Annotated in this window: 15 protein-coding genes; 12 read left to right on the forward strand and 3 right to left on the reverse strand. The window is 41.9% G+C overall.

Going from position 1 to position 23,933, the window contains the following annotated elements; all coding sequences use genetic code 11:
- Positions 1 to 337 precede the first annotated feature (337 nt).
- Positions 338 to 1,033, reverse strand: coding sequence for a hypothetical protein (locus tag KEM09_RS20735; protein ID WP_212231588.1), 696 nt, complete (start codon positions 1,031 to 1,033; stop codon positions 338 to 340).
- Between the two features lie 839 nt (positions 1,034 to 1,872).
- Here KEM09_RS20735 and KEM09_RS20740 point away from each other — a divergent pair.
- From KEM09_RS20740 to KEM09_RS20765, 6 genes are all read left to right on the forward strand, one after another.
- Positions 1,873 to 2,727 (forward strand): energy transducer TonB, encoded by an 855-nt coding sequence (locus tag KEM09_RS20740; RefSeq protein ID WP_212231590.1) that lies wholly within the window; start codon positions 1,873 to 1,875, stop codon positions 2,725 to 2,727.
- A 31-nt stretch (positions 2,728 to 2,758) separates the two neighbouring features.
- A complete protein-coding gene (locus tag KEM09_RS20745; RefSeq protein WP_212231592.1) occupies positions 2,759 to 3,121 on the forward strand; it encodes a hypothetical protein in 363 nt (120 codons plus the stop codon).
- Between the two features lie 133 nt (positions 3,122 to 3,254).
- Positions 3,255 to 3,983, forward strand: a complete 729-nt coding sequence (locus tag KEM09_RS20750) for a putative signal transducing protein (protein ID WP_212231594.1) — start codon at positions 3,255 to 3,257, stop codon at positions 3,981 to 3,983.
- A gap of 304 nt (positions 3,984 to 4,287) precedes the next feature.
- A complete protein-coding gene (locus KEM09_RS20755) occupies positions 4,288 to 4,776 on the forward strand; it encodes a hypothetical protein (protein WP_212231597.1) in 489 nt (162 codons plus the stop codon).
- A gap of 98 nt (positions 4,777 to 4,874) precedes the next feature.
- A complete protein-coding gene (locus tag KEM09_RS20760) occupies positions 4,875 to 5,330 on the forward strand; it encodes a cupin domain-containing protein (RefSeq protein WP_212231599.1) in 456 nt (151 codons plus the stop codon).
- A gap of 123 nt (positions 5,331 to 5,453) precedes the next feature.
- Complete coding sequence (locus KEM09_RS20765) at positions 5,454 to 6,044, forward strand: hypothetical protein (RefSeq protein WP_212231601.1); 591 nt, start codon at positions 5,454 to 5,456, stop codon at positions 6,042 to 6,044.
- A 255-nt stretch (positions 6,045 to 6,299) separates the two neighbouring features.
- On the opposite strand, the gene KEM09_RS20770 is transcribed toward KEM09_RS20765, so the two are convergent.
- Positions 6,300 to 6,773 (reverse strand): nuclear transport factor 2 family protein, encoded by a 474-nt coding sequence (locus KEM09_RS20770; RefSeq protein WP_212231603.1) that lies wholly within the window; start codon positions 6,771 to 6,773, stop codon positions 6,300 to 6,302.
- 216 nt (positions 6,774 to 6,989) lie between these two features.
- Entirely contained in the window at positions 6,990 to 10,937 is a 3,948-nt protein-coding gene (locus KEM09_RS20775) for an ATP-binding protein (protein WP_212231610.1), read from the reverse strand.
- Between the two features lie 509 nt (positions 10,938 to 11,446).
- Here KEM09_RS20775 and KEM09_RS20780 point away from each other — a divergent pair.
- The 6 genes from KEM09_RS20780 (at position 11,447) to KEM09_RS20805 (ending at position 23,928) form a co-directional block, all read left to right on the forward strand.
- The gene (locus tag KEM09_RS20780; RefSeq protein WP_212231612.1) at positions 11,447 to 14,608 is read left to right on the forward strand and encodes a SusC/RagA family TonB-linked outer membrane protein; all 3,162 of its coding nucleotides are present in this window, start codon (positions 11,447 to 11,449) and stop codon (positions 14,606 to 14,608) included.
- Positions 14,609 to 14,626: 18 nt separating this feature from the next.
- On the forward strand, positions 14,627 to 16,183 hold the full coding sequence (locus tag KEM09_RS20785; RefSeq protein WP_212231614.1) for a RagB/SusD family nutrient uptake outer membrane protein: 1,557 nt from the start codon (positions 14,627 to 14,629) through the stop codon (positions 16,181 to 16,183).
- A gap of 122 nt (positions 16,184 to 16,305) precedes the next feature.
- On the forward strand, positions 16,306 to 18,621 hold the full coding sequence (locus KEM09_RS20790; protein ID WP_212231616.1) for a glycoside hydrolase family 3 N-terminal domain-containing protein: 2,316 nt from the start codon (positions 16,306 to 16,308) through the stop codon (positions 18,619 to 18,621).
- A gap of 6 nt (positions 18,622 to 18,627) precedes the next feature.
- On the forward strand, positions 18,628 to 20,322 hold the full coding sequence (locus KEM09_RS20795) for a glycoside hydrolase family 9 protein (protein WP_212231618.1): 1,695 nt from the start codon (positions 18,628 to 18,630) through the stop codon (positions 20,320 to 20,322).
- A 1-nt stretch (position 20,323) separates the two neighbouring features.
- The gene (locus KEM09_RS20800; RefSeq protein ID WP_212231620.1) at positions 20,324 to 21,937 is read left to right on the forward strand and encodes a sulfatase family protein; all 1,614 of its coding nucleotides are present in this window, start codon (positions 20,324 to 20,326) and stop codon (positions 21,935 to 21,937) included.
- Complete coding sequence (locus KEM09_RS20805) at positions 21,934 to 23,928, forward strand: sulfatase (RefSeq protein ID WP_212231622.1); 1,995 nt, start codon at positions 21,934 to 21,936, stop codon at positions 23,926 to 23,928. Before KEM09_RS20800 ends, KEM09_RS20805 begins: the two co-directional genes overlap by 4 nt.
- Positions 23,929 to 23,933 lie beyond the last annotated feature (5 nt).

The raw sequence follows: 23,933 nt of genomic DNA on the forward strand, positions 1-23,933 counted from the left end.
TCCCGACCTTTCGGGAGGTTTGGGGTAGTATCTGTAGGTTGTATAGCTGCACGAAAAACCCTTAACTTAATGGCCCTAATGCCGGGCTGGCACATACTTTTTCGAAAAAGAATGCCAAAACCTTATTGAAAGAGGTGATTGCTGACACCCGACCTCAGCAACGTTGCATGGGCCCCACTCATTGAGTGAAAGAAAGGATTAGTCTGGTACACATTCTCCCCTTGGGGAGACACCCGCAGGGAGAGGGGAAGCACATTCAGTCAGTATGTAAACACTAAAAAACCCGCCAGGCTAAAGGTACCTGACGGGTTCATAATTAGCAAAACAACGTATGAAGCTACGATACTATCAGGTCATCGGCACTGTTGGTCGACGACTTGGGGCTAGGCAGGGAATAACGGGCACGGCGGGCCTCGTCATCGGCAAAAATAATTTGTGCCATTTGGCTTACAGGCGTCAGCAAGCGGTAAAGCTCGTTCAGCTTTTCAACACGATCTTGTGTTAGCAGGCCGCGTTCCTTTTTAAACAGTTCCTGGGCTGTTTCAGCCTCTTGCAGGTTGGCATATAACTGCGGCAGGCTGTCAATCAGTGGCTCGCTGCAGCCGGCTGTTATCAGCTCTGTTTTATAGCTGGCCGTCACCCTGGTAAAGTCATTCATCAGTCTGAGCATGGCACCCTGGCTTTGACGTGCTTTACTAATATCATTAAAACCAAACTGGTTGTGCACAGCCTTATTACCGGGGAAAGCCTTTTTAACAAAGAATCGGATGGTGCGGAAGGCCGTGTTACAAGCAGCCATGGCGTCGTGTACGGCCTGTGTTTTTTCAGCCATCTCATCAATCACCACCATATCGCTGCTTGAGCCCAGTACCGAATCCAGCGCTGTCTGAAGCAGTTCGGGATAACTCTCGCTGAAGGTGGAGTCAAATGCTTTGAATTGCTCAATGTCTTCGGTTATGACTTCCGAAACATTTTTGCCATGCTGCTGCAGCACCGCATCCTGTAAATTGAATACTCTAATAAGTTTCGTCATAGTTTTAAATTTAGTTAAATGATTAAATTGGTAGTTATAGTCAAATAATACATCTGTTTATGCTAAGTTGGTTTTCCACGCCATTTAGTTAATAACTCAACGGTGATTGTTAAGTCTCAACAAGCCTTAGTTAACGTTCCGCAATATGGTGGATAGCTAACAAGAACTGCCTGAATGTTATTCAGTGTTGGTTGAATGCTAACTTAAAGTGGTGGAGCCTTAACAATGATTGGTTGAATGCCAACAATGGATGGTGGAGTGTTAAAATGACCTGGTGGAGCCTTAATCACTACTGGTTGAATGTTAATCAGAGTTGCTTGAGTGTCAATTAGGTGGTGTTGGTCTTTAACGTAAGCTGGTGCAGAGGCAGCAATCTGTTGATTGGTGTTATCGAACCTGGAACGATGGTCAATAAGCTTGAGTTGGCTGGTAATAATACATGGAGCAAAAATAGCCCTCAAAATTAATGGATATATACACTTGATTAGGGTGTATTGCCTTGATGTGTAATGTGGAAGGGGTCAGTATGTCAAAGAACGGCGCAAAGCCGGCTAGTGGCTTAGCTATTTAATTCTTTAAAATACCGATTAGTTAAAGTCCGATGGCAGTTACTGATGTTGTAGGAGCACCAAAACTGACGATGAAGATAAAATAAAATTTACAATAAACAATATGTACTGTTAATTAAAATGATTTTTAATTATTAAATACCACAATTATGTAGTGCTATTATGCTTTTTTACTAGTTTTATAAAAAACAAATAGGTGCTTTTGATATACGGTGTTGGATACTGTGAGATGTATATCGATTCTATAGAACGCATGCCAAAACATATCATATGAAGAGACTCATTAAACTATTAATATTTGTGCTAATTTCAGCGAATTCATTTGGTACTGCTCAGATACCTGATTTGATAATTTATAATGGTGATACTTTGTCTTTGTATAGTTGTCCATTGGATTCATTCCCAAATCAAGACTTAATAAATCCCCAAGGTTTATTTGGAAGTAAAGGTTGTTTTTATACTGCTTGCTGGAGGAATTATGTCGCAACTTGGGAAATAATAAATAACGAATTATATCTGACTGAAATAAAAAATGCATGTTATCCAACAAATCTGCGAGATGTATCAGCATCATATAAAGGAAAAATTGAAAAAGATAGTATTGGTAGCAAATATGCAGATTTAAAAAAGCTTTTTCCTCAGAGATTTAAAAATGGAAAAGTTAAAGCCGATTGGGTAAATGGAAAGTTGTATGCACCACATGGTAATTTACTGTATTATGTACACGACGGATTCCAAAGTATTTACGAATCGGAATTAGAAGTAACCATTGTTGAAGGAGCTATAATTGGAAGTCGGATATTGGATAATTCAAAAACCAAAAAGTCAAAATACACTGAAGAACCAAAACTTTTGAAAGAGTACATATATAATAATATTAGAAGTGAAAATCTTCCTGAATCCGACACTATTAAAAGACGCGTCATTATTAAAATAGTTTCGTCAGACGATAATGGGAAAATTGACAGTGTGAATATCTTAAGAGGAGTGAATGAAATATATGACAAAGAAGCTGTTCGAGTAATTAAGTCTATTCCTGAATGGGAAGTAATTTATAGACATGGCGAGAAGGTAAATCGGGGATGGATGATTCCCGTTAATTTTGATTTGACAAAGAAAAAATAAATACAAACAATAATAACCTAAATATTATATCATGAGCAATACCGTTAGTTTAAACTTTAGAAAATCCTCAAATCTAATTTTCATTTCAGCAGGACTCATCTTTTTTTTACAGTTAGTTGTACCCTTAATTTCTAAAAATGAAGTAAATCCAATTTATTTAGTTGTTATTAATATTTTACTAGTTGGAGGTGTTGGGTTTCTTGTAAGACAAGGTTATCAATGGACTAAGTATTTTACTTTGTTGCTACTTGTTCTATACCTAATTGAAGTTACAGCAATATTGACTGGACACATAACAGATTTAACAACAAAGATTGCTTCTGTTTCTCAACTATTGCTTTTAACGTGGGCTACGATTATTCTATTTTTTAATCTTAAAAAGAAAGTGAATTAACAGAATTAGGTTTTCAGAATGCCCTCGCTCGGCGTAATTTGTAATTACGTCGAAGCAAAAAGGTAGTTTTAAACTACCAGTTAAATTAAACGAAGTTGAGGACTTCGTATAGCTGGCCATTAAATTACATAATATGAATGACCTTAGAACAATAATAACTTTTGAACTTCCTCATGATGCACACCTGGTTAAAACAAAATTGGAGTCAGAGGGAATACAAGTTACTCTTAATGATGAACTAACGGTTCAAGTTGACAACTATATTTCAAATGCAATTGGAGGAATTAAGCTTCAAGTATTAGAAAGAGATATTATTACCGCAAAAAGCATTCTTAAGGAATTAGGCTACATAAAAACTAAGAGTAAACAACAAAATTTTAAAAATTCATTTTGGTTCTCAATAACATCCAAAATCCCAATCATTGGTAAGCTGGCATTTGAATTAAGAATCTTGATTCTTATTGGTATTGTAATAACGATAGGAGCTATTTCTATAGTTATTAGCCAGATGCCATCCAAATATGAGTTGCTTACAGGAGAAACATGGTATTTAAATATGGTGAAATATAATGGTAAGTATTATCAGCCAAATACGATGGCTTTTAAATTGGTATTGAACAATGGATATTCAGAATACATTGATTTTGAAACAAACGGGACCGTTAGGATGCCTGGTTTTAATACCAATTGGGTCAATGGAAAGTGGAAGCTTGAAAATGGAAAAGTAATAATCTTTGATTCTGACACATTAAATTACATATACGATGGCAATTATGAAATAACTGTCAATTCAAACTCAATTTTATTGAAATCAGAATCAACTGAAATTAATGGTCATAGTAATACAATTAGACTGTTTTGAAAGATAACATAGAACTAACTTGTCCATATTGTCAATCTGACAATGTTGTGATTAAGAGAAAAGGAGGATATATAATGCTAATATCCATGCTTTTATTTTTTATCCCTTTGCCCATTTTTAGAAAAAACTATTATTGCTTTGAATGTGATAAGGAATGGAAGAAAATGTCCTCTAATGGCTCATAATGCTTAGTTTGCCACAGACATAACACAAGCTAACATATCATTGTCGCGTCCACACAGGAGACAATTTCAACAGATTATTTTGCTAAAGGACCAAGTAGTCAGACTCTAATTATTAAAGAATGAAATGGTTTACGTCAACAAAAGAAACGAAGCAGTTTCCACAAATGATAACTGTTTACTTGAGTAGTGAATATGAAAAGATACTTATCGCGCCTTTCTTTGTAGATGAATCATGGGTGCACTATGAGCAAGAAGACATTGAAGTATTAAGGTTTGACACCAATGATGAAGTGCTTGGAGAATCTATAAAACGTAACCTAAACAAGTTTCAAGAAAAAAATGCAGAGTTAACTAAAAGAAAAAAGAAAGATTGGCCAGCATATAAAGCGAGTAATTTGAGAACGGTGCAAGAATTTGAGTCCAAATTTTCAAGAATTTCAATTAGCGGACTAAATGAAGCAAACCTTATTCTTGCATTCGATGCTGAAACGAAATCTAAAGATGAAATTGATTTGAGGACCACAATATCGGCATATGCGGACAATAGGGAATTGGGAGTAAGATTGAGGAAGCTGCATAAAGCTCAAATAGAAAGAAAAATTGAATAAAACAGGTGCTGCAATAATTGCTTTATAGTATAGCCCTTCTTATAATGCAAAGTAACAGCCCACAATAGCCGAATTGACAACTTAAAAACCAGACATCAATGAAATATGACATAGTAAAAAGCAACGAGCAGGAGGCAGAAGCGAATACCTGGTCGAAAGGGGATGAGATAGCGCATAATAGGAAAAGACTGATTGATGATAAACACCTTAATAAACTGTATTGCGATATTTATGAGATTCCGCCGGGTAAAGCCAATTGGCCACTTCATTACCATACCTGCAACGAGGAGGTCTTTTATATTATTGCGGGGCAAGGAGCGGTGCTGACAGGCAGCGAGGTGTTACAAGTGAAGCCGGGCGATGTGCTCAGGTTTCCGGCTGGTGAAAAAGGGGTGCATCAATTGAAGAATACATCCGATAGTGAAACACTAAAATATTTAGACTTTGGAACAGTCAACCTTCCTGATGTGGTATTTATGCCCGCCGATAATAAAATTGAACTATTCTCAGGCGAATCAGGGCACGATAAGATGTGTTCCTATAAAGATTTGTAAGCTGGTAATGGGTGAGGGGTAAATATGAATATCTGTAGCCTTGGCTTTGATGGTGTTTGTTGCTTGCAGTGTTGGCCATTACAAATGATTAATGAGGATTCTTGTCGTTATAAATAGCAGAATATGAAAACGGTATCTGGCATCTATAGTATCGAAATAAGCGATGATTCTACTTATACACCAAACTCTACTGATAATATCAATTCATACGACTTACAGTATTCATATGGAGGAGGATGGTTGCATGGAAACATGAGTTATACAAGAACTGCAGTCAGAGTATTTGACGACTCATGCCAGATTAGAAGTGCAATAATTTGTGAGCGAGGAGCAACAATCGAATCGTATTCTTCATATGTAATTAAAGATTCGGTACTGTATATTATTGCCGGTACTATGGTTTATGCATTAAAGATTCCGGAGCTTTCAATCAAATGGGTTTATGAATATGATACGGTTTGTTGTTTGGCAATATATAATCTTGAAAAAGATTTATTAATTCATGGTGAGCTTGATATAATCAGGATTGATACAGAAGGTAGGCTTAAATGGCGGTTTGGAGGAAGAGAGAGTTGGTTAAATCCCGGAGTACAAACTGAAGTAACAATTGAAAACAACCAGATAAAGTTAATAGATTTTGATTCAAATGAGTATGTAATAGACTTTGATGGTAACCTGAAACAAGACCGCAAGCGGAGGTGGAAGCTGTTTTGAGGAAGGGGGTGTCCGAAAATGAAGAGAGACATTTTTTATACTAATAATCTATAACTTCATCACCTCATCCCAGCCTTCTCCTCAAGGAGAAGGTGACATTATTAAAAAAGGCAACTATCTCTAATGTATGAAGATATCTTTATTTAGTAGTGGCTTCCTCTCCTTGAAGGAGAGGATTGAGGAGAGGTGTTTTCTTATGAATTATAAGTTTATTATTATGATTTTTTGATTTCCGGACATCCTCCTTGTTTATTTCTAACTCTCCAGCATCGTCTGTACAAATTCCGATTCCTGAACGGATTCCTGCATCTGCAACACTTTCCAGGCGTCCTCTCTTTTCACCCAAACCAGTGAGGTAGCACAATCGGGGAAATGCAGGCTTGAATCAGGAAAGAAGAAGGTACCACTGGAAATGTAGGTCGCTAATACGGCTTCTCGTGAGAGTACTTTAATATGCTCAATCCTGAAATTGTATTGTGCTTTTTGCGCTGGTACAAATACTTCGTTGGCTTCTTTTAAAAGGCCTGCATGGTCCAATACCTTACCATGGATGCTGATATAGTTAAACTCAGGGGAGGTAATGAAGTTCTTAAATGAAGCTTCTGCATCCAGCTGTTCCATGCCTTGGCGCATGTCCTGTATTAAGGTCTTAATTTCAGCGGTAATGGCTTCCTGCTCTTCAGTACTGAGCAGCTGCAGCTTGTTCTTAGCGGTCATTGTTTTCATCATTTCACAGGTTTAATGAATAATTATTGTGCAACTTATTGCTTATACTCACTATTCTCCTGTTGCAATGTCCGCCATATATTCAAGAAGGATATCATTGTTGCAGATATCGGCTGTAAAGTTAAGCAGCTTTCGTACCGACGTCAAAAAAAACTTCGTTTAACCACTGCAGCTAACTATTGTCTTTAACCCAAAAACCCTAAACCCTAAACCCTTGTACTACCCTTTCAAATACTGGCTGGGCGTTACACCAAAGTACTTTTTAAAGGTCTGGCTAAAATACTTAGGGTCGGTAAAGCCAATCATATAAGCCGTTTCACTGATGTTTTTCCCTTCATCCTTCATGATGCGGGCCGCTTCCTGCAGCTTAATGGTCATCAAAAACTGCTGTGGCGACACGTCGGTCATCGACTTTATTTTGCGATAGAGCACAGGGCGGCTCATGCCCAGTTCTCGCGCCGTATTCTCCACCGTCAGCTTTTCGCTGTCGATGTTATTAATCACAAAGGTTTTAATCTGCTCCAGGAACACCTGGTCGGTGCTATTGGTGGATACTTCCTCAACTTTTGTGGAAGGCTCCAGGAACTTTTGTTTTAATAGCTGACGGTTCTTAAGCAGGTTAGCTATCTGTACTTTCAGCAGCTTAATGTCAAAGGGTTTCTCCAGGTAAGCATCGGCGCCATGTTCCAGTCCTTCGCGCTTATAATCAGGCGAGTCAAGGGCAGTCAGCAGCACAATAGGTATATGGCAGGTGGACAGCTCTCCTTTGAGTTTCACGCAAAGCTGGTGGCCATTCATTTTAGGCATCATCACATCCGATACAATGATGTCCGGCATTTCTTCCGTTGCCAGCGTATAGCCTTCTTCACCATCGGCCGCTTTCAGCACCTGGTAATGACTGCTTAGTTCAATGGCCAGGTTGTCGAGCAACTCAGGATTGTCTTCTACCAACAGCAGTTTGGGCCCCGTGCTATTGCTTTCTGTCACTTCAAGCGCGTCAGTATAGATAGGGGTTAATGTGCTCTCTTCGCTTTCAAAATGGCGTATCTCTTCAGGGTTATAATGTTTGTCACCCAGCGGCAGTTTCACCGTAAAAGTGGAACCTTTACCAAATTCACTCTTAAAGCCGATTTTCCCTTTATGCAGTTCAACCAGTTGCTTGGTAAGCATTAATCCCACACCACTGCCCACCTCTTTGGAGTTGATGGCATTGGTAGCGCGATAGTAGCGCTGGAAGATATTCTTTTGCTGATTAGAGGGGATACCTTCACCCGTGTCTTTTACATGGATAATGGCGTATTTGCCACTCAATTCGGTGACGACCTCAATACGACCACCTGCTGGGGTATACTTGAAGGCATTCGACAGGAGGTTGAACATCACTTTCTCCATCTTACTGCGGTCGAGCCATAGCGAAGTAGTAGGTTCATCCAGTGAGGCACTTACTTCAATCTGTTTCTCAGTGGCCAGGGGAGCAAAGGATTCCAGGCGTTCTGTAATAAACTCATTGAGGTCTGTTTCCTCCACCTGTAGCTGCATCTTCTGCAGGTCCGCTTTCTGAAAGTCCAGCAGCTGGTTAACCAGGTTGGTCAGTCGATCTACGTTACGCTTCACCAGGTTGAGGTTGCGCTGCTCTGATTCGCTTTTGCCACCTTCGTCCACCATCTTTTCTACCGGCAGCTTTATAAGCGAAAGTGGGGTGCGCAAGTCGTGGGCAATGGAAATAAAAAACTGCTGTTTCTCAGAAGCATGGCGCTCCTGTATAATGATGTGGTAATAGTGCATATTTAGCAGTATCAGCCCAATCAGTATCAGCCCATAAAGCACATAGGCCAGAGGTGTTTTCCAGAAGGGAGGTGCTATACTAATCTGCATGGTCTTCACCTCTGGTTGCCAAACTCCATCGTCGTTGGTGACCATCAATTTAAGTGTGTAATTGCCATGTGGCAGCTTCGAGTAGATGGCCTCCCGAACGGATGTTGGACCGTTCCATTGCTCTTCAAAGCCTTCAAGCGTCCATTTATAGCTAACCTTCTGCGGGTTGGTGTAGCAGATGGCACCAAATTCAAAGCTCAATGAGTTTTGGTCGTGTTCTAATTCCAATGTCTTTTGAGAATTTATATTCTGGGTTAACGGACCATCAGCTTGTATTTGCAGCTGTCGGCCAAACAGGCTGACATTAGTAATGAGGGGTGTGGTTACCTGTGCCGATTTGGTAATCTGTTCCGGGTAAAACCACGATATGCCTTTAGGGCCACCAAATATCATTTGACCTGATGAGTGGAGGCAGGCCGCATTCTCCGAGAACTCAGTATTGGCAAGCCCATCACTGATGTTATAATTGTCAAATACCCGCGTTGAATCATTGAAAACAGAGAGTCCACCTGTTGAACTGACCCACATGCGCGCTTGCTTATCCCACAACACACTGCGTATGTAGCTTGATGGCAAGTTCGTGTTTTCATACTGTTCTAGGGTGTTGGCAGCCATATCCCATTCCAGCAAGCCATATACATCGGTGCCTAAAAACAGGTTACCGGTGGTCGGGTGTACATTCATGCAAATAATACGGCTTTTGAGCAGCAGGCTGTTGGTAGGCCGGCTTACTTCCAGCGTTTCCTTATCGACAATGAACAAGCCAAACAGGGTGCCTATTAGTACTTTATTGTTGTATTCGCACAAGGATCGCACATTACTGATGTTAACCATGTAAGAGCTCTGTTGTTGCTCATCAATGATGCTAACTCCACCCCAGATACCGCCTGTCCATATACGCCCCTCGCTATCGCACATCACCTGGTACAGGTGGTTCGTTTGCGTTTGATAGGAGCCGGGCGATGTTTTATGGATGGTCTGTTTCTTACCTGTTTCCGGATTAATCTTTATGAGTCCGCGCCCATAGGATGCCACCCAGATGGACTCGTCCATACCTTTACACATCGACATCACATGAAAAGGTTTTTCAACCGTCTTTTTTAGTGCAGGTATGTGTTTCCATTTCGATTGCTGTGGGCGATAGATACTAATGCCTGTCTTGGTGCCAAACCATAGCTGGTCCTGGTGTTCTACAATAGCATTAACTACATTGTTGCGTAAGCTGCTGTAGATGTGGGGGATATGTTGAGCTACATGAAACTGTTTTTTATTGGGATCGGCAATATTAATACCGCCACCGTAGGTAGCTACCCAAAGAATATTATCGTGACTGTAATAGAGCTCATAAACCCCGTTGGATGAAAGGGAGTTGAGGTTATTGTCGTCAGATATGTATGTTTCTTCAATGGCTAATGACTTATTCATAATATACAGACCAACTCCATCCAGTGCTACAGCATAGTGTTGTTGATCGGGAGTAGGAATAATGTCTGTTACCGGGTAATTTTTTTCAGTGTTGCCAAATGCCTGACTGGCCATTAAACTTAGTTCATGACCTTTCACCTGACATTTAAATATCTGCGAGTTCCGTGTACCAATTAATAGCGTATCCTTTTCTTGGTGCAGGGACATAATATCAATGTCACTGAGTTTATCTGCCAACGCAGAATCCGTTTTAATATCCACAACCGTTTTGGATGTCTTATCCAGCAGGTATAAACCCTTGGTTGTGGCAATCCATAAATGTTCCTTATTGCAAGGGGTTATTTCGTTTACGCCTTGTGTAATTTGTTCGACGGCCGATATTTTTGTGGTGCTGGTGTTAAAGTGATACAAACCACCAGTGGTGCCAATCCATATACTTTCCTCATCCTCCGATAGGATAGCATAAATATTGAATAAGGCATCGCTATGCTCAAATGGCAATACTTTATAATAGCTGTCTTTTTTACGATCGTAGGCATACAGGTTGCCGTTTTTGGTGCCGCACAAAATATCATACTTGTCTGATAGCACCAGGCAGTTGATGATGTCATCGTTGGTGAATAGTCCATCCGGCGAGGAAAGCGAGTAATGTTTGATATCGGCACCATTAAATTTATCAAGGCCGTTATGAGTAGCCAGCCACATAAAACCTTCTTTATCCTGAACCACCGAAACAACCCGGCTGTTCTTCAGTCCCTCATCAACGGATAACTGCTGAAAACTGTAATTAAATTGTGCCCATACCTGAACCGTTAAAGCATAAAGCAGAAGTGTGCTGATGAGTAATATGCGCTTTGATAATAGCATAGATATATATGTTGACAAGCTTGTTTTCCTTATTTATATACCAAATATAAGCAATAAAAGTTGCCAATATACTTTGAAAACTGTTGCGAATAAAGAAAGAACTAGCAGGGAGTACAAATGATTCATATAGGTAGTGAGAATCGTTCGTAAGGGGCTGTATTAACTGCCAGGTGTATGCGCTTAGAGGCCTGAGACGATGAAGATGATGATTGCTTTAGATACTTCAATAGGTACGTAGAGTTGATAAAGGATGCTGATATCTGCTGAATACGAACGACTTATTTTCAGGGGGAGTTGCAAGGGTGAAAAAAACCGAACCATATTCCTACCCTTTGGGAACGATTTCTATATCTTGTATCGCATCATCGGTCAGTAATATTGTAAAGTAATTATTGTATCAAAAATCCAGGTTTTGAAACAAGCCGGTAATCTTTAATAGTGCATAGCCATTATTACCTATTGTTGATTATCGGATGGTTTCAGCTGACCTTTGAAAAAAATCTAAGCAGATGAAAAAATTGATGTTAGGCTTAATGGTCTTATTCATATCTGTTATCAGTTTTGGTCAAAATGGGCAACAGATAACAGGTAAAGTCACCGATACCAATGGTGAAGCTTTACCCGGTGTTTCTATCTCTATTAAGGGGACAACCACCGGTTCAATTACCGATATCAACGGTAATTATTCGTTAGCTATTCAAAATGATGGAAGTATTCTTGTTTATTCCTTTATCGGGTTTAAAACGCAAGAAATTGAAGCAAGCGGTAAGACTATTATTAATGTAGTGATGCAGGAAGACGTAACTGACCTGGATGAAGTTGTAGTGGTTGGTTATGGTGAGATGCGAAAGAGTGATGTAACTGGTTCAATAGCATCAGTTCAGGCGCGTGATGAAGTGGCAAGGCAGTATCCTTCAGTAGACATGTTGTTACAGGGACGTGCCTCGGGTCTTCAGGTCGTAGGTAACGCCGGAAGTCCAGGTGGAGCTGTAAGTGTACGCATCAGGGGAACAAACAGTTTAAGAGGAAATAATGAACCTCTGTATGTAGTGGATGGTGTTATTATTAGTACTGCCGGAACAGAGGTAAGCGATCCATCAACTGATGCCAACGAGATACAGGCGCAGCAAAATGGTTTAACAGGGCTTAATCCGCGTGATATTGAGAAAGTAGAGGTGCTTAAAGATGCTTCTGCAACGGCTATTTATGGTTCGCGTGGTGCCAATGGTGTGGTAATGATTACGACCAAAAGTGGAGCTGGTAAGAAAGGTAAAGCAACAGTATCGGCCTACGGAACGGCAGAATGGAATGTTATCTATAAGGACATTGATGTATTGGACGGCGTTGGTTTTGCCAACTATCAGAATGAATTTGAAGAACTATCAGGTAATAAGCCTCGCTACCATGTTGAAGGCAATCAGGTATATGCACTCACATACGATGAAAATGAACAGCCTGTAATAGGAGGTATGTATGACCAGGTTAACTGGCAGGATGAAGTGTATGAGATGAGTTTAAGCCACAACGAAGGCATGGCTATCAGGGGTGGCTCAGAGAAAGGTAACTACTATTTCTCGGCAGGCTTTTCTGATCAGAAAGGTATTGTTGAAACAACTCGCATCAAACGCAGTGATTTGCGTTTAAACCTCACGCGCGACATTAGCGATCGTTTAAAGATGGATACCCGTGTGAGTATGATGTATCAGGATGGTACATTCGCGCAGGCAGGTAGTAAATCGGGAGGTAACCGAAGCTTTACAAAGCAGGTTTTGGGTTATCGTCCACTAATTGGTGAAGTTAATGAAGATGATTTGGATTTAGATATTTCTAATCCATACTCATGGCTGACCGATTTTGATGATAAAACAAAAGAATTGCGTATCAACTCTACGGTAGCATTCACCTACGAAATTATGAAGGGCTTGAAGTATAAGATCAATACAGGTCTGGATTACCGTAAGAAAGATCGTAGTAAGTTTTATGATACAGGCGTTTTTGTTGGGCAGAAAGAGAATGGTTTGGCCAACTACTCATATCTGGATCGTTACGCCTATGTTATTGATAACCTGCTGATGTATAACCGCCGTTTTAACAAAGTGCATAATATTAATGCGGTTGCTGGTGTAACCTACGATGGTGTAGATACTCAAAATAAAGTTTATGAAGTGGCCAACTTCCCGGATAAGAGCCTGAGAGCTGATTATCCACAAGCCGGACAAACAATTTATCGTCCATTTAGTATTCTTATGGCTGAAGAAGCTATCTTCTCAGCTCTTGGTCGTGTGAACTATTCTTACAAAGACCGTTATGTGTTAACAGCCAGTTTCAGAGCTGACCAATCTTCAAAATTCCGTCCGGGTAACCAGTGGGGTTACTATCCTGCAGCTGCTTTTGCATGGCGCGTGATGGAAGAACCATTTATCAAAGATTTGGACATTTTTCACAACCTGAAACTTAGAGTGGGATGGGGATTAACAGGTAATCAGGCTATCTCACCATACCAAACGCTTGGTACTTACAATACGGCCTATTATGTGAATGCGACGAACTCAACTGTTGTGGGTAATGTGCCGGCGCGTATTCCAAATCCAAATCTGACTTGGGAAACAACGGAGCAGTACAATGCCGGTATTGATTTAGGCTTTTTTAAAGGACGCTTAAATGCAACTGTTGATGTGTACTATAAAAACACTGAAGATTTATTGCAGGAAATAGAATTGGGTCCATCCAATGGTTTTGCAAATATGTTTATCAACCGAGGAGAGATTGAAAATAAGGGTATTGAATTCACCGTTGATGGATTAGTATTGAATAAGAAAGACCTGAGCATTGATTTGGGAGCCAACTTTTCATTGAACCGCAATAAGGTAAAGAATCTGGGATTGGCACCAACCAATGTTTGGATCAACGGTCAGGAATCATCAGAGGTATTTTACTTTGGCAGCAGTGTGTCAACAGGTACTTACTTTAAACAGCCAGCCAACATTTTTATGGAAGGGCAGCCTATCGGTATGTTCTGGGGATGGCAAACCAATGGTATCTACCAGGATGAGACAGCTGCAGCTGAGGGCGCAACCTTTAACGGTAATCCTAATCAGGCTGGTGACGTGATTTTTGTAGACCAGAACGGAGATGGTAACATCGATGATATGGATAAGACACTGATTGGTAATCCAAATCCAGATTTTACATATGGCTTTAGCTTGAATGTGAGGTATAAGCGATTAACATTGAGTGCCTTATTTGATGGCGTGTATGGCAATGACATTATTAACGGTTATAATATGGAATTGGCTTATGCCGAAGGGAATAGCAAGAATGTACTTAAGGAAACCTATGAACAGGCTTGGCGTGTTGATGCGCCATCCAATACTTATCCACGACTGGGGTATGCCTACAATGAGTACTTGTCAGACAGAATTGTGGAGGATGGCAGTTACTTCCGTCTGAATAACCTGACTTTGGGGTACGATATTCCGGTTGATTGGACAAGCGTTGTAAGCAATCTGCATATTTATGGCTCTTGCCGTAACCTGTTTACTATTACCAATTACAGTGGATATAATCCACAAATTACCAGCTTCCTGAACGATGGAAGTATCATGGGTGTTGACTGGATTGGAACACCTGATGTACAGACATATCTAATTGGAATGAACATTACTTTCTAACCAGGAAAACTTAGAAAAATGAAACGTAATTATATCATATATACACTATTATCCTTCTTAATGACATGGAGCGCCTGCACCATGGAAGAAGAACCTAAATTTCCAGCGGCTGACAATCTGTTTAGTAGTGTGGAAGGAGCTAATACCGTGCTTAATGGTTGCTACTCTGCAATTGCAGACTTCAATTACTACGGTGCTGATTTTATGCATCTGACTTATTTTTCATCGGGCTTATTTACATCCAACCGTGATGCCAGCTTAAATGATATTCTGATTTTTCAACAGACACCATCACTCAATTTTGTTGAGAATGTTTGGAAGTCATCCTATAGAGTAATTGCCCGAGCCAACGACATCATTGATAATCTGTCGCTTGTTGAGCTGGCCGATGTGGATGAGCAGAATAATATTTTAGGTCAGGCTTATTTCCTGAGAGGTTTGACATACTTTAACCTGGTGCGTATTTATGGTGGTGTGCCATTGATTACGAAGACGGTAACTTTTGAAACCATAAACCAGCCAAGGGCCAGTAGTGATGCTGTTTATGGGCAGGTGATCACAGACTTTGGAATGGCAGCTTCTCTGCTTAAGGATACAGATTCTCAATACGATGGGCGTCCTGCGGCTCCTGCTGCCAATATGCTGTTGGCAAAAGTGTACATGACTTTGGCTGGCAATAAAACAGCTGGCGAAACGGATTACTGGCAAAAAGCCTATGATGAGGCCATTAAGGTATATGGTAAGTATTCATTAGTGGCAGATTATCGCACGCTTTGGAATGAAACCACCAGCAATATTACCTCGGAGTCAGTATTTGAGATTATGGGTAATGAAGAAAATACCTTACGCTTGCACCAGTTATTTACAGCATCAAATGGTAATGCCGGTCGCTCAGTTTGGGGACGTATCAAACCAAATATTGAATGTTACGATTTGCATGCAGATAAGTACGCTGATGATCCTCGCATTGCAGCTACGTTTAAATCTGAATGGGTAAAGTATTTGGCCAACGGTAATACACAAAACATTAAATCATATCCGTTTTTTACCAAGCGTAATAATAAGGATAAGAGCTACCCATGGTTGAATAAGTACTTCATCAATGATCATACTAAGATGAATTACAACACTAACATGAACTTTGTACCGTTCAGGTATGCCGATTTATTGTTAATGTTGGCAGAGATTGAAAACGAATTGAATGGTCCGGATAATGCGTACGCATATGTTAATGAGGTATTGGCACGAGCCCGTGCCTCGGCTGATGTAGCTGCAGTGGAGCCTGCAGACTGGACTGGTATGACACAGGAGGAATTCAGGGCAGCTATCATGATGGAGTACCGTTATGAGTTGCTGGGTGAAGGACATGAGTGGTTCAATGATCGTCGTCGTGGTTACGAGTATTTCAAAACCAATGTGATTGATGTTCACAATAATCATCCGGGCTACGATTTTACGAAGCAACGTGATGTTGAACTGCCAGATGATGCACGGAATATGCTGATGCCTATACCACAATCGGAAATCACTGCCAACCCAAATATCAGTGCGGCAGACCAAAATCAGGGCTACTAACATAAGCGTTAAAGCCTTATAATTAAAAATATCGAGATGAATCGAAGTGACTGTTTCTTAACTAGTCACTTCGGTTGAGATCTCACAACCTGGCCCAGTCACAACTGTCAAAAGGAAAGATCATGTTTAAATCGTACCATATATTAGTCTTAATATTAATGATATCCATAGCGGGGTGTCACAACCAAACGAAAACGGAGCCACTTTATTTAGATGCTACCGCACCCGTACCTGAGCGTGTTGAAGATTTGCTTAAGCGCATGACGCTGGAAGAAAAGGTAGCGCAAATGTGCCAGTATGTTGGTCTGGATCATATGCGACAGGCCGAAAAAGACCTGAGCAAGGAAGATATGGAGAAAAGCGACGCACAGGGCTTTTATCCAAATTTACATTCAAGTGATGTGGAGCGTTTGGTGGAGCAAGGCATGATAGGTTCATTTTTACATGTGGTTGATGTTAAAGAGGCCAATTATCTACAATCGCTGGCTCAAAAGAGTAGGCTAAAAATTCCTTTGTTGATTGGGATTGATGCCATCCACGGAACAGCTTTGGTAAATGGTGCAACTGTATACCCAACACCTATTGGACTGGCCAGTACCTGGGACAAGGCATTGGTTAAGAAAATGTCGGTTGAAACAGCAAAAGAGATGCGTGCCACAGGTGCCACCTGGACATTTACACCCAATGTGGATGTGGCGCGTGAAGCCCGCTGGGGACGCGTTGGCGAAACATTTGGGGAAGATCCTTTCCTGGTAGCCGAAATGGGTGTTGCCATGATTGAAGGTTTGCAAAATACAACACATCCGGATAGCTTCAATGTGATAGCCTGTGCCAAACACCTGATTGCCGGAAGCGAATCGGTGAATGGCCTTAATGGTGCACCTACCGATTTATCAGAACGAACTATCCGAGAGGTGTTTTTACCGCCTTATAAAGCAGCGGTTGATGTCGGCGTTTTTTCAGTCATGACGGCGCATAACGAGTTAAACGGTATTGCCTGCCACGCCGATGAGTGGATGATGACCGATGTATTGCGCAATGAGTTGGGCTTTGAAGGTTTTATTGTGAGTGACTGGATGGATATTGAGCGTCTGGCAACCCGACATTTCGTTGCTGAGAACCAAACAGAGGCTTGCTATCAAACGGTGAAAGCCGGTATGGATATGCACATGCATGGCCCCGATTTTCTGGAACCTATCGTGGAGTTAGTACAGCAAAATCGCCTGACAGAAGAGCGTATCAATGAAAGCCTTCGACGACTGCTGGAAGCAAAATTCCGTTTAGGTTTATTTGAAAACCCATATGCCAGTGAAACACAAACTGATGCAGTTTTATTTAACGAAGCACATCAGCAAACAGCCCTGGAAGCCGCGCAAAAATCAATCGTTCTCCTGAAAAATGAAGGCCATTTATTACCACTGCAGAAAGGACAATATAAGAAGGTATTTGTTACAGGGCCTAATGCACATAACGAAACCGTTTTGGGCGACTGGGCTTATCAACAGCCTGAAGAAAATACGACAACCATCCTGGAAGGCCTGCAACAAACTGATGAAAGCGCCAGCTTTGATTATCTAATCGTGGGAAATAACCCCAATGACGTGACTGAAAAGCACGTGAAGGAAGCCCGATTGAGAGCGCAGAAAGCTGATTTAGCCATTGTGGTGGTTGGTGAAAACTCATTCCGCTGGGATTGGAACAATAAAACCTGTGGGGAGAATTCAGCCCGTTCAGATATTCAATTGGGTGGACTGCAGCAGCAGCTGGTCGAAGCAGTATATGCATCAGGCACACCTACAATTGTTGTTTTGGTAAATGGGCGTCCACTCGCTACCGAATGGATCGCTGAACATGTGCCCGCATTGGTTGAAGCATGGGAGCCCGGTAGTTTCGGGGGGGAAGCACTGGCTCAGATACTGTATGGCGAAGTGAATCCATCGGCCAAGCTGCCCATTAGTATTCCGCGTAGTGTTGGGCATCAGCTGGCCATCTACAATCATAAACCTTCCCATTATTTTCACAAATATGTGGATGCTCAATCAGGTCCTTTATTTCCCTTTGGCCATGGTTTAAGCTATTCCGACTTTGTGTATCAAAACCTGCGATTATCTAAGGAGACGATCTCAGCCGGTGAATCATTAATGCTGAAGGTGGAAGTGACTAACACCTCTGATGTGGCTGGTGAAGAAGTGGTGCAGGTGTACCTTAATGATAAATATTGTCCGGTTACACGACCAGTAAAAGAATTAAAGGCATTTCGCCGAATCCGCCTGGAAGCTGGAGAAACAGCACAGGTAACATTTACAATTACACCGGATATGTTACAGTATCTGGACAAAGATTTTAAACCCGTCATCGATAAGGGTGAGTTTACAGTAATGGTTGGTGGTTCATCCGCTGATAATAACTTGCTAACAATACCCTTTTTCGTAAAATAGATGAGTATGAAGAGCTTTCGAAATATTATAACAGGGCTTCTTTTAATAGTTGGTGTCCACTTCATGACAGGGCAAAACTATAATCAATATGGATTTGTGCCATCCTCAGAAAAGTATGTCTTTTTGGGGAAAGATTATGCTGGCAAGTCATTTGTGCTGCAAGATGAAGATGGCCAGGAAGTTATTAGCGGTAGGTTAACTACAACCAGGGTATGGCCCTACTCCGGAACCAGCGTTTGTTGCGCCGATCTGTCAGAATGGACTGAGGAAGGACACTACGAGTTGTTGGTAGATGGGCTGAAGCAATCTACACCTATACTGATTCAGAACGACAAGTATACCAAACTGGGTAGTGCCCTGGTTAAGTCCTTTTACATGGCGCGTGCTTCAGTTGCAATAGAAGAACAGTATGCCGGAGTTTACGCGCGTCCTGCCGGGCACCCCGATGATAAAGTGATTATTCACAAGTCGGCTGCAGATGCGCATCGCCCCGAGGGAAGTACGATTGTATCGCCGGGTGGCTGGTACGATGCCGGTGACTACGGTAAATACATTGTGAATTCGGGTATCAGTACTTTCTCGCTGTTGCATTTATGTGAATTATTTCCTGAATACACGCAAACCATCCAACTGAATATTCCTGAGAGTGGTAATGGCGCATCTGATGTACTGAACGAAGCTGTTATTAACCTTAAGTGGATGTTGACCATGCAGGATCCGCATGACGGAGGTGTTTATCACAAGCTAACCACCAAACGCTTTTGCGGGATGGTGATGCCGCATAAAGATCCGTTGCAACGCTACGTAGTGATGAAAACCACAGCGGCCACACTGGACTTTGCTGCCACCATGGCCAAAGCCAGTCGTGTGCTTATGAACAATGAGCAATCGTATCCCGGATTAGCCGAAACCTGTCGCCATGCGGCACAGAAGGCCTGGGAATGGTGCCGGACGAATCCGCAAGTATACTATGTGCAGCCAAAAGATATTTCAACAGGTGAGTATAGGGATAAATCCATTGATGATGAGTGGTTTTGGGCGGCAACAGAATTGTATCTAACAACAGGTATGACTACCTATAAGAAGCACATTGATATCGGGCAACAGAAATTTACCGTGCCTCAATGGGGACGTGTTAATACTTTAGGTTTGTATAGCTTACTTAGCTGTAGTGAAGGTAAAGAATTAGCTAAAGAAGGAGGTAAAGCCATAGTTAAGCTGGCAAATAAGTATTTAGCAAACTACAAAGCTTCGGCTTATCGTGTATCCATTGTTAAATTTCCCTGGGGGAGTAACAGTGAGCTGGCCAATGAAGGGATGTTACTGATGCATGCTTATTTGATAAGCAATAAAACAGAATACCGTCAGGTAGCAGATGCTGCTGTTGGCTATCTTTTGGGAGCCAACCCGCTGAACCGTTCTTTTATAACAGGTTATGGCAAGCAATCGCCTATGAGAGTGCATGACCGACGCTGTTCAGCTGATGGCATCGATGCACCCATTCCGGGTTTATTGGCAGGCGGACCGTCTAAACAAGCACAGCACGATTGTGGTAAGGACGCTTATCCTTCTGCTTTGCCAGCTTTGAGCTACCTGGACGAGGAATGCAGTTTTTCAACCAATGAGGTGGCGATTAACTGGAATGCAGCAGCCAGCTTCTTAGTGTTGGGGCTCGATGCTATTTATCAATCAGAAGACTAATATGATGCGACAATTCACATATATTATACTACTCTCTATCATCCTGTTGGGTGGATGTTTGAAAGGTGTTAAAGCTCAGCAGCAACAGCCCAATATCATCTTCTTTATTGCCGATGATATGACACGTGATATGTTTAACTGTTTTCCCGAGGGCAGGGGAAAGAATCTGACACCTAATCTGGATAAACTGGCCAGTGAAGGAACTCTAATGATGGGACAGCATGTAAGTGCAACAGTGTGTACACCCAGCCGCTTCAATGTGTTAAGTGGCAAGTATGCCAGCCGTGCCAATAACCCCAAGGTACTGAATCAGGTTAAGAAAAATGGCGGTCAGCGTGTGGTGGAGTGGAATACGCACATCATGCCGGGTGAAGCCAATCTGGCCAGCTTATTACAGTTGGGTGGGTACACCACCGGAGCCGTTGGTAAGAACCATGTGTATGAAGTGCACGACTGGAAAGATGTGCCACTAACCGCTGATGCAAGTGATGCCAAAGTGATGAAGCAGCAATTGGCTAACTACAAAGCTACGCAGAAGGCTTATTATGCCTGCGGGTATGATTTTGCCGATGGTTTGTTCTACGAGAACCCTGATTTTAACGGACCACGCGCACTGGCTGTACATAACCTGGATTGGTCCACCGAAGCGGCATTAAGATTTATTGATCAGGCCAGCGAGAAGCCTTTCTTCCTGTATTTTGCAACTACTCTGCCACATGGTCCTCTGGAAGCAGAACGTGCATGGAACGCCGACCGGACGATTACGCCAATTGGTAAGTTGGATAAGGCGCCTCAGGTAATGCCACATCAGTCAACCATACCTGAGCGTTTGCAACAAGCCGGTAAGCCGGTGAATGATCGTAAAGCCAACCTACTGTGGATGGATGATGCTTTGGGTGCTTTGATTCAGAGTCTGAAAGAGAAGGGCGTGTATGACAATACCATCATCTTTTTCTTTAATGATCACGGACAGTATGCTAAAGGAACTGTTTACCAGGGTGCCACGGCCGATCCAAGTATTATATGGTGCAGTAAAGGTTTCAAAGCCGGTGCCGTTAACAACTCGCTGGTATCAAATGTGGATTTTACGCCCACGATATTAGAACTGGCGGGAATAGATTACAACCAAGCAGATTTTGATGGTCGTAGTTTTGCGCCGGTGCTTAACGGCGAAGAATTGGAGGACAGAGGATCCATGTATTTCGAAATTGGCTATTCAAGAGGTGTTCGTAAAGGCAACTTCAAATATCTGGCACTGCGCTATCCTGCATGGGTGAATCAACTGACTGCTGAAGAAAGGGAAACTATCCTGAACGAATACAATCGGAAGCTTAAAGTCAGGGGCAAGGGACCGAATAATACTGATCCTGCCAAACCATTCGGTCATGTACAGATTGTGCCGGGAGGCGGCGATGCTGAGTTTCCGGCAACGCAACGTTATCCGCACTATGCTGATGCAGATCAGTTATATGACCTGAAGAATGATCCTAATGAACAGGTGAATCTATACAACCATCCCGATTATCAGGAGGTCGTAAAAACGATGAGAAAGGAATTGAAGAAGCACATCGAATCAATCCCGGGAAGTTTTGGTGAATTTAAAAGCAAGAAATGATGAGAACTCGATTAAGATATGCAGTGATTGCGCTGGCTTTGATAGCTTTTGGCACGCTTAATGCACAAAAGAAAACCAATGTGTTGTTTATTGCAGTGGATGATTTGAAACCACTAATAGGTACTTACGGACATGATGAGGTTCAAACGCCTAATATCGATGCATTGGCCAAAGAAGGAGTAGTGTTTACCAATGCCCATTGCCAGCAGGCCGTTTGCGGACCTTCACGAGCCAGTATTTTTACAGGTATGCGCCCCGATTATACCGGTGTAAGAGATCTAAAAACACGCATGCGTGATGTGAATCCCGATATACTGGCTATGCCTCAGTATTTCAAAGAGAATGGCTATGCCACAGTGGCAGTGGGTAAGATTTATGATCCGCGTTGCGTTGATAAGGAGTATGACGGACCATCGTGGAGCATACCTTACCGCGAAAGCTCAAAATATACTTATCCTGAGGCTTATGGCGAGCCGGGCCTGTCATATTATGCCCTGAAAGAAAACCAGGCCAAAGTAGAGGAATTCCAGAAGGAAGCAGCCGAGAAAGGCATTAAGAATGTTCATAAATATGTATCTGAACGCTTTAAACCATCAACTGAATGTGCCGATGTGCCTGATGAAGCCTACATGGATGGGCAGATTGCCAACAATGCCATCAGATACATGAATCAACTGGCTAATGAAGGTGAGCCATTTTTTTTGGCGGTTGGTTTTAAGCGCCCTCACTTGCCATTTGCCGCGCCTAAAAAATACTGGGATTTGTATAAACGAGAAGATATCAAGGTAGCTGCCTATCGCTATGCGGTGAAGAATGGTGTGGATATAGCCTATCATAAATCAGGTGAGTTGTATTCATACACAGATATACCGCCATTGACCTCTTTCTCAGATATTTTTACGGATAATCTGCCAGATGAGAAACAAAAGGAGTTGATACATGCCTACTATGCCAGTGTGTCTTTTATTGATGCACAAGTAGGTAAATTAATGGCCAACCTAAAGTCCAAAGGCTTGGATAAGAATACGATCATTGTATTGTGGGGCGATCATGGCTGGCATTTGGGAGACCATTCGTTGTGGTGCAAGCATACCAATTTTGAACAGGCTACACGTGTACCATTAATCATTAAAAAGCCAAGGGGTGCTTCCGGAGCAAATCATTATCCGGTAGAGTCTTTGGACGTGTTTCCAACGCTTTGCGAGGCCACAGGGTTGAATGTGCCGTCTCAATTGCAGGGTAATAGTCTGCTACCGGTTTTTACAAAAGCAGATAAACAGGTGAATGACTATGCTATTTCGCAGTTTGGGCGCGGACAAACGCAGGGTTACTCGATACGCACAGAGCGTTATCGTTTAACCTTGTGGATGAAAAACAACTGGCACACCGACCAGCCTTTTAATAAGAAGTTGATTGAAGCAGGAGAGCTGTATGACTACGAAAAAGATCCCCTGGAGACCGAGAATTATTATAAGCATTCCGATTATAAGAAAATCAGAGCCGATCTGATGCAGCAGTTTGAAGCATTTGTAAGCAAGCAAAACAAAGAGATTAACAGCCTGAGGTCAGAGAGTAAACCAGATGCCGAAGCCAATGATTTGTCATTCGGAGCGGAGCTAACCAATAACTGGAAAACAGTGGCGCGCAAAGGGGCTGATGCCCATTTTCACTTAAATGGAGATAAGTTAGTGGTTGATGTGAAAAAGTTGGGTGAGAAGCCTTGGGATTTGGCTTTGATTTACAACTCAACTATTGAGTTGAAGGAAGGACAGCGTATCGTTTTAACCTTTAAATACCAAGGGCCTGAAATGAAGATTGGTATGGGGCCTGTGAACAACAAACGAGTGACTAAAGTGGTTAAACCATCGCAAAAAATAAAGGTGCAAACCATTGAACTGGAGGCAACAGCCAGTGGTGCGTGGCCCTTGAAGATGCAGTTAATGGGTACTGGTCGCTATGAATTAGGGGAGATTACATGTAGCATTCAATAAACACA

This window comes from Carboxylicivirga mesophila, from assembly GCF_018271975.1.
GTDB classification, from domain to species: domain Bacteria; phylum Bacteroidota; class Bacteroidia; order Bacteroidales; family Marinilabiliaceae; genus Carboxylicivirga; species Carboxylicivirga mesophila.

Excerpts from the sequence above, each read along its gene's own strand:
- KEM09_RS20745 (WP_212231592.1), top strand. The coding sequence starts at position 2,759 with ATGAGCAATACCGTTAGTTTAAACTTTAGAAAATCCTCAAATCTAATT.
- KEM09_RS20740 (WP_212231590.1), top strand. The coding sequence starts at position 1,873 with ATGAAGAGACTCATTAAACTATTAATATTTGTGCTAATTTCAGCGAAT.
- KEM09_RS20780 (WP_212231612.1), top strand. The coding sequence starts at position 11,447 with ATGAAAAAATTGATGTTAGGCTTAATGGTCTTATTCATATCTGTTATC.
- KEM09_RS20785 (WP_212231614.1), top strand. The coding sequence starts at position 14,627 with ATGAAACGTAATTATATCATATATACACTATTATCCTTCTTAATGACA.
- KEM09_RS20760 (WP_212231599.1), top strand. The coding sequence starts at position 4,875 with ATGAAATATGACATAGTAAAAAGCAACGAGCAGGAGGCAGAAGCGAAT.
- KEM09_RS20805 (WP_212231622.1), top strand. The coding sequence starts at position 21,934 with ATGATGAGAACTCGATTAAGATATGCAGTGATTGCGCTGGCTTTGATA.
- KEM09_RS20750 (WP_212231594.1), top strand. The coding sequence starts at position 3,255 with ATGAATGACCTTAGAACAATAATAACTTTTGAACTTCCTCATGATGCA.
- KEM09_RS20795 (WP_212231618.1), top strand. The coding sequence starts at position 18,628 with ATGAAGAGCTTTCGAAATATTATAACAGGGCTTCTTTTAATAGTTGGT.
- KEM09_RS20770 (WP_212231603.1), bottom strand. The coding sequence starts at position 6,773 with ATGATGAAAACAATGACCGCTAAGAACAAGCTGCAGCTGCTCAGTACT.
- KEM09_RS20775 (WP_212231610.1), bottom strand. The coding sequence starts at position 10,937 with ATGCTATTATCAAAGCGCATATTACTCATCAGCACACTTCTGCTTTAT.
- KEM09_RS20765 (WP_212231601.1), top strand. The coding sequence starts at position 5,454 with ATGAAAACGGTATCTGGCATCTATAGTATCGAAATAAGCGATGATTCT.
- KEM09_RS20790 (WP_212231616.1), top strand. The coding sequence starts at position 16,306 with ATGTTTAAATCGTACCATATATTAGTCTTAATATTAATGATATCCATA.
- KEM09_RS20800 (WP_212231620.1), top strand. The coding sequence starts at position 20,324 with ATGATGCGACAATTCACATATATTATACTACTCTCTATCATCCTGTTG.
- KEM09_RS20755 (WP_212231597.1), top strand. The coding sequence starts at position 4,288 with ATGAAATGGTTTACGTCAACAAAAGAAACGAAGCAGTTTCCACAAATG.
- KEM09_RS20735 (WP_212231588.1), bottom strand. The coding sequence starts at position 1,033 with ATGACGAAACTTATTAGAGTATTCAATTTACAGGATGCGGTGCTGCAG.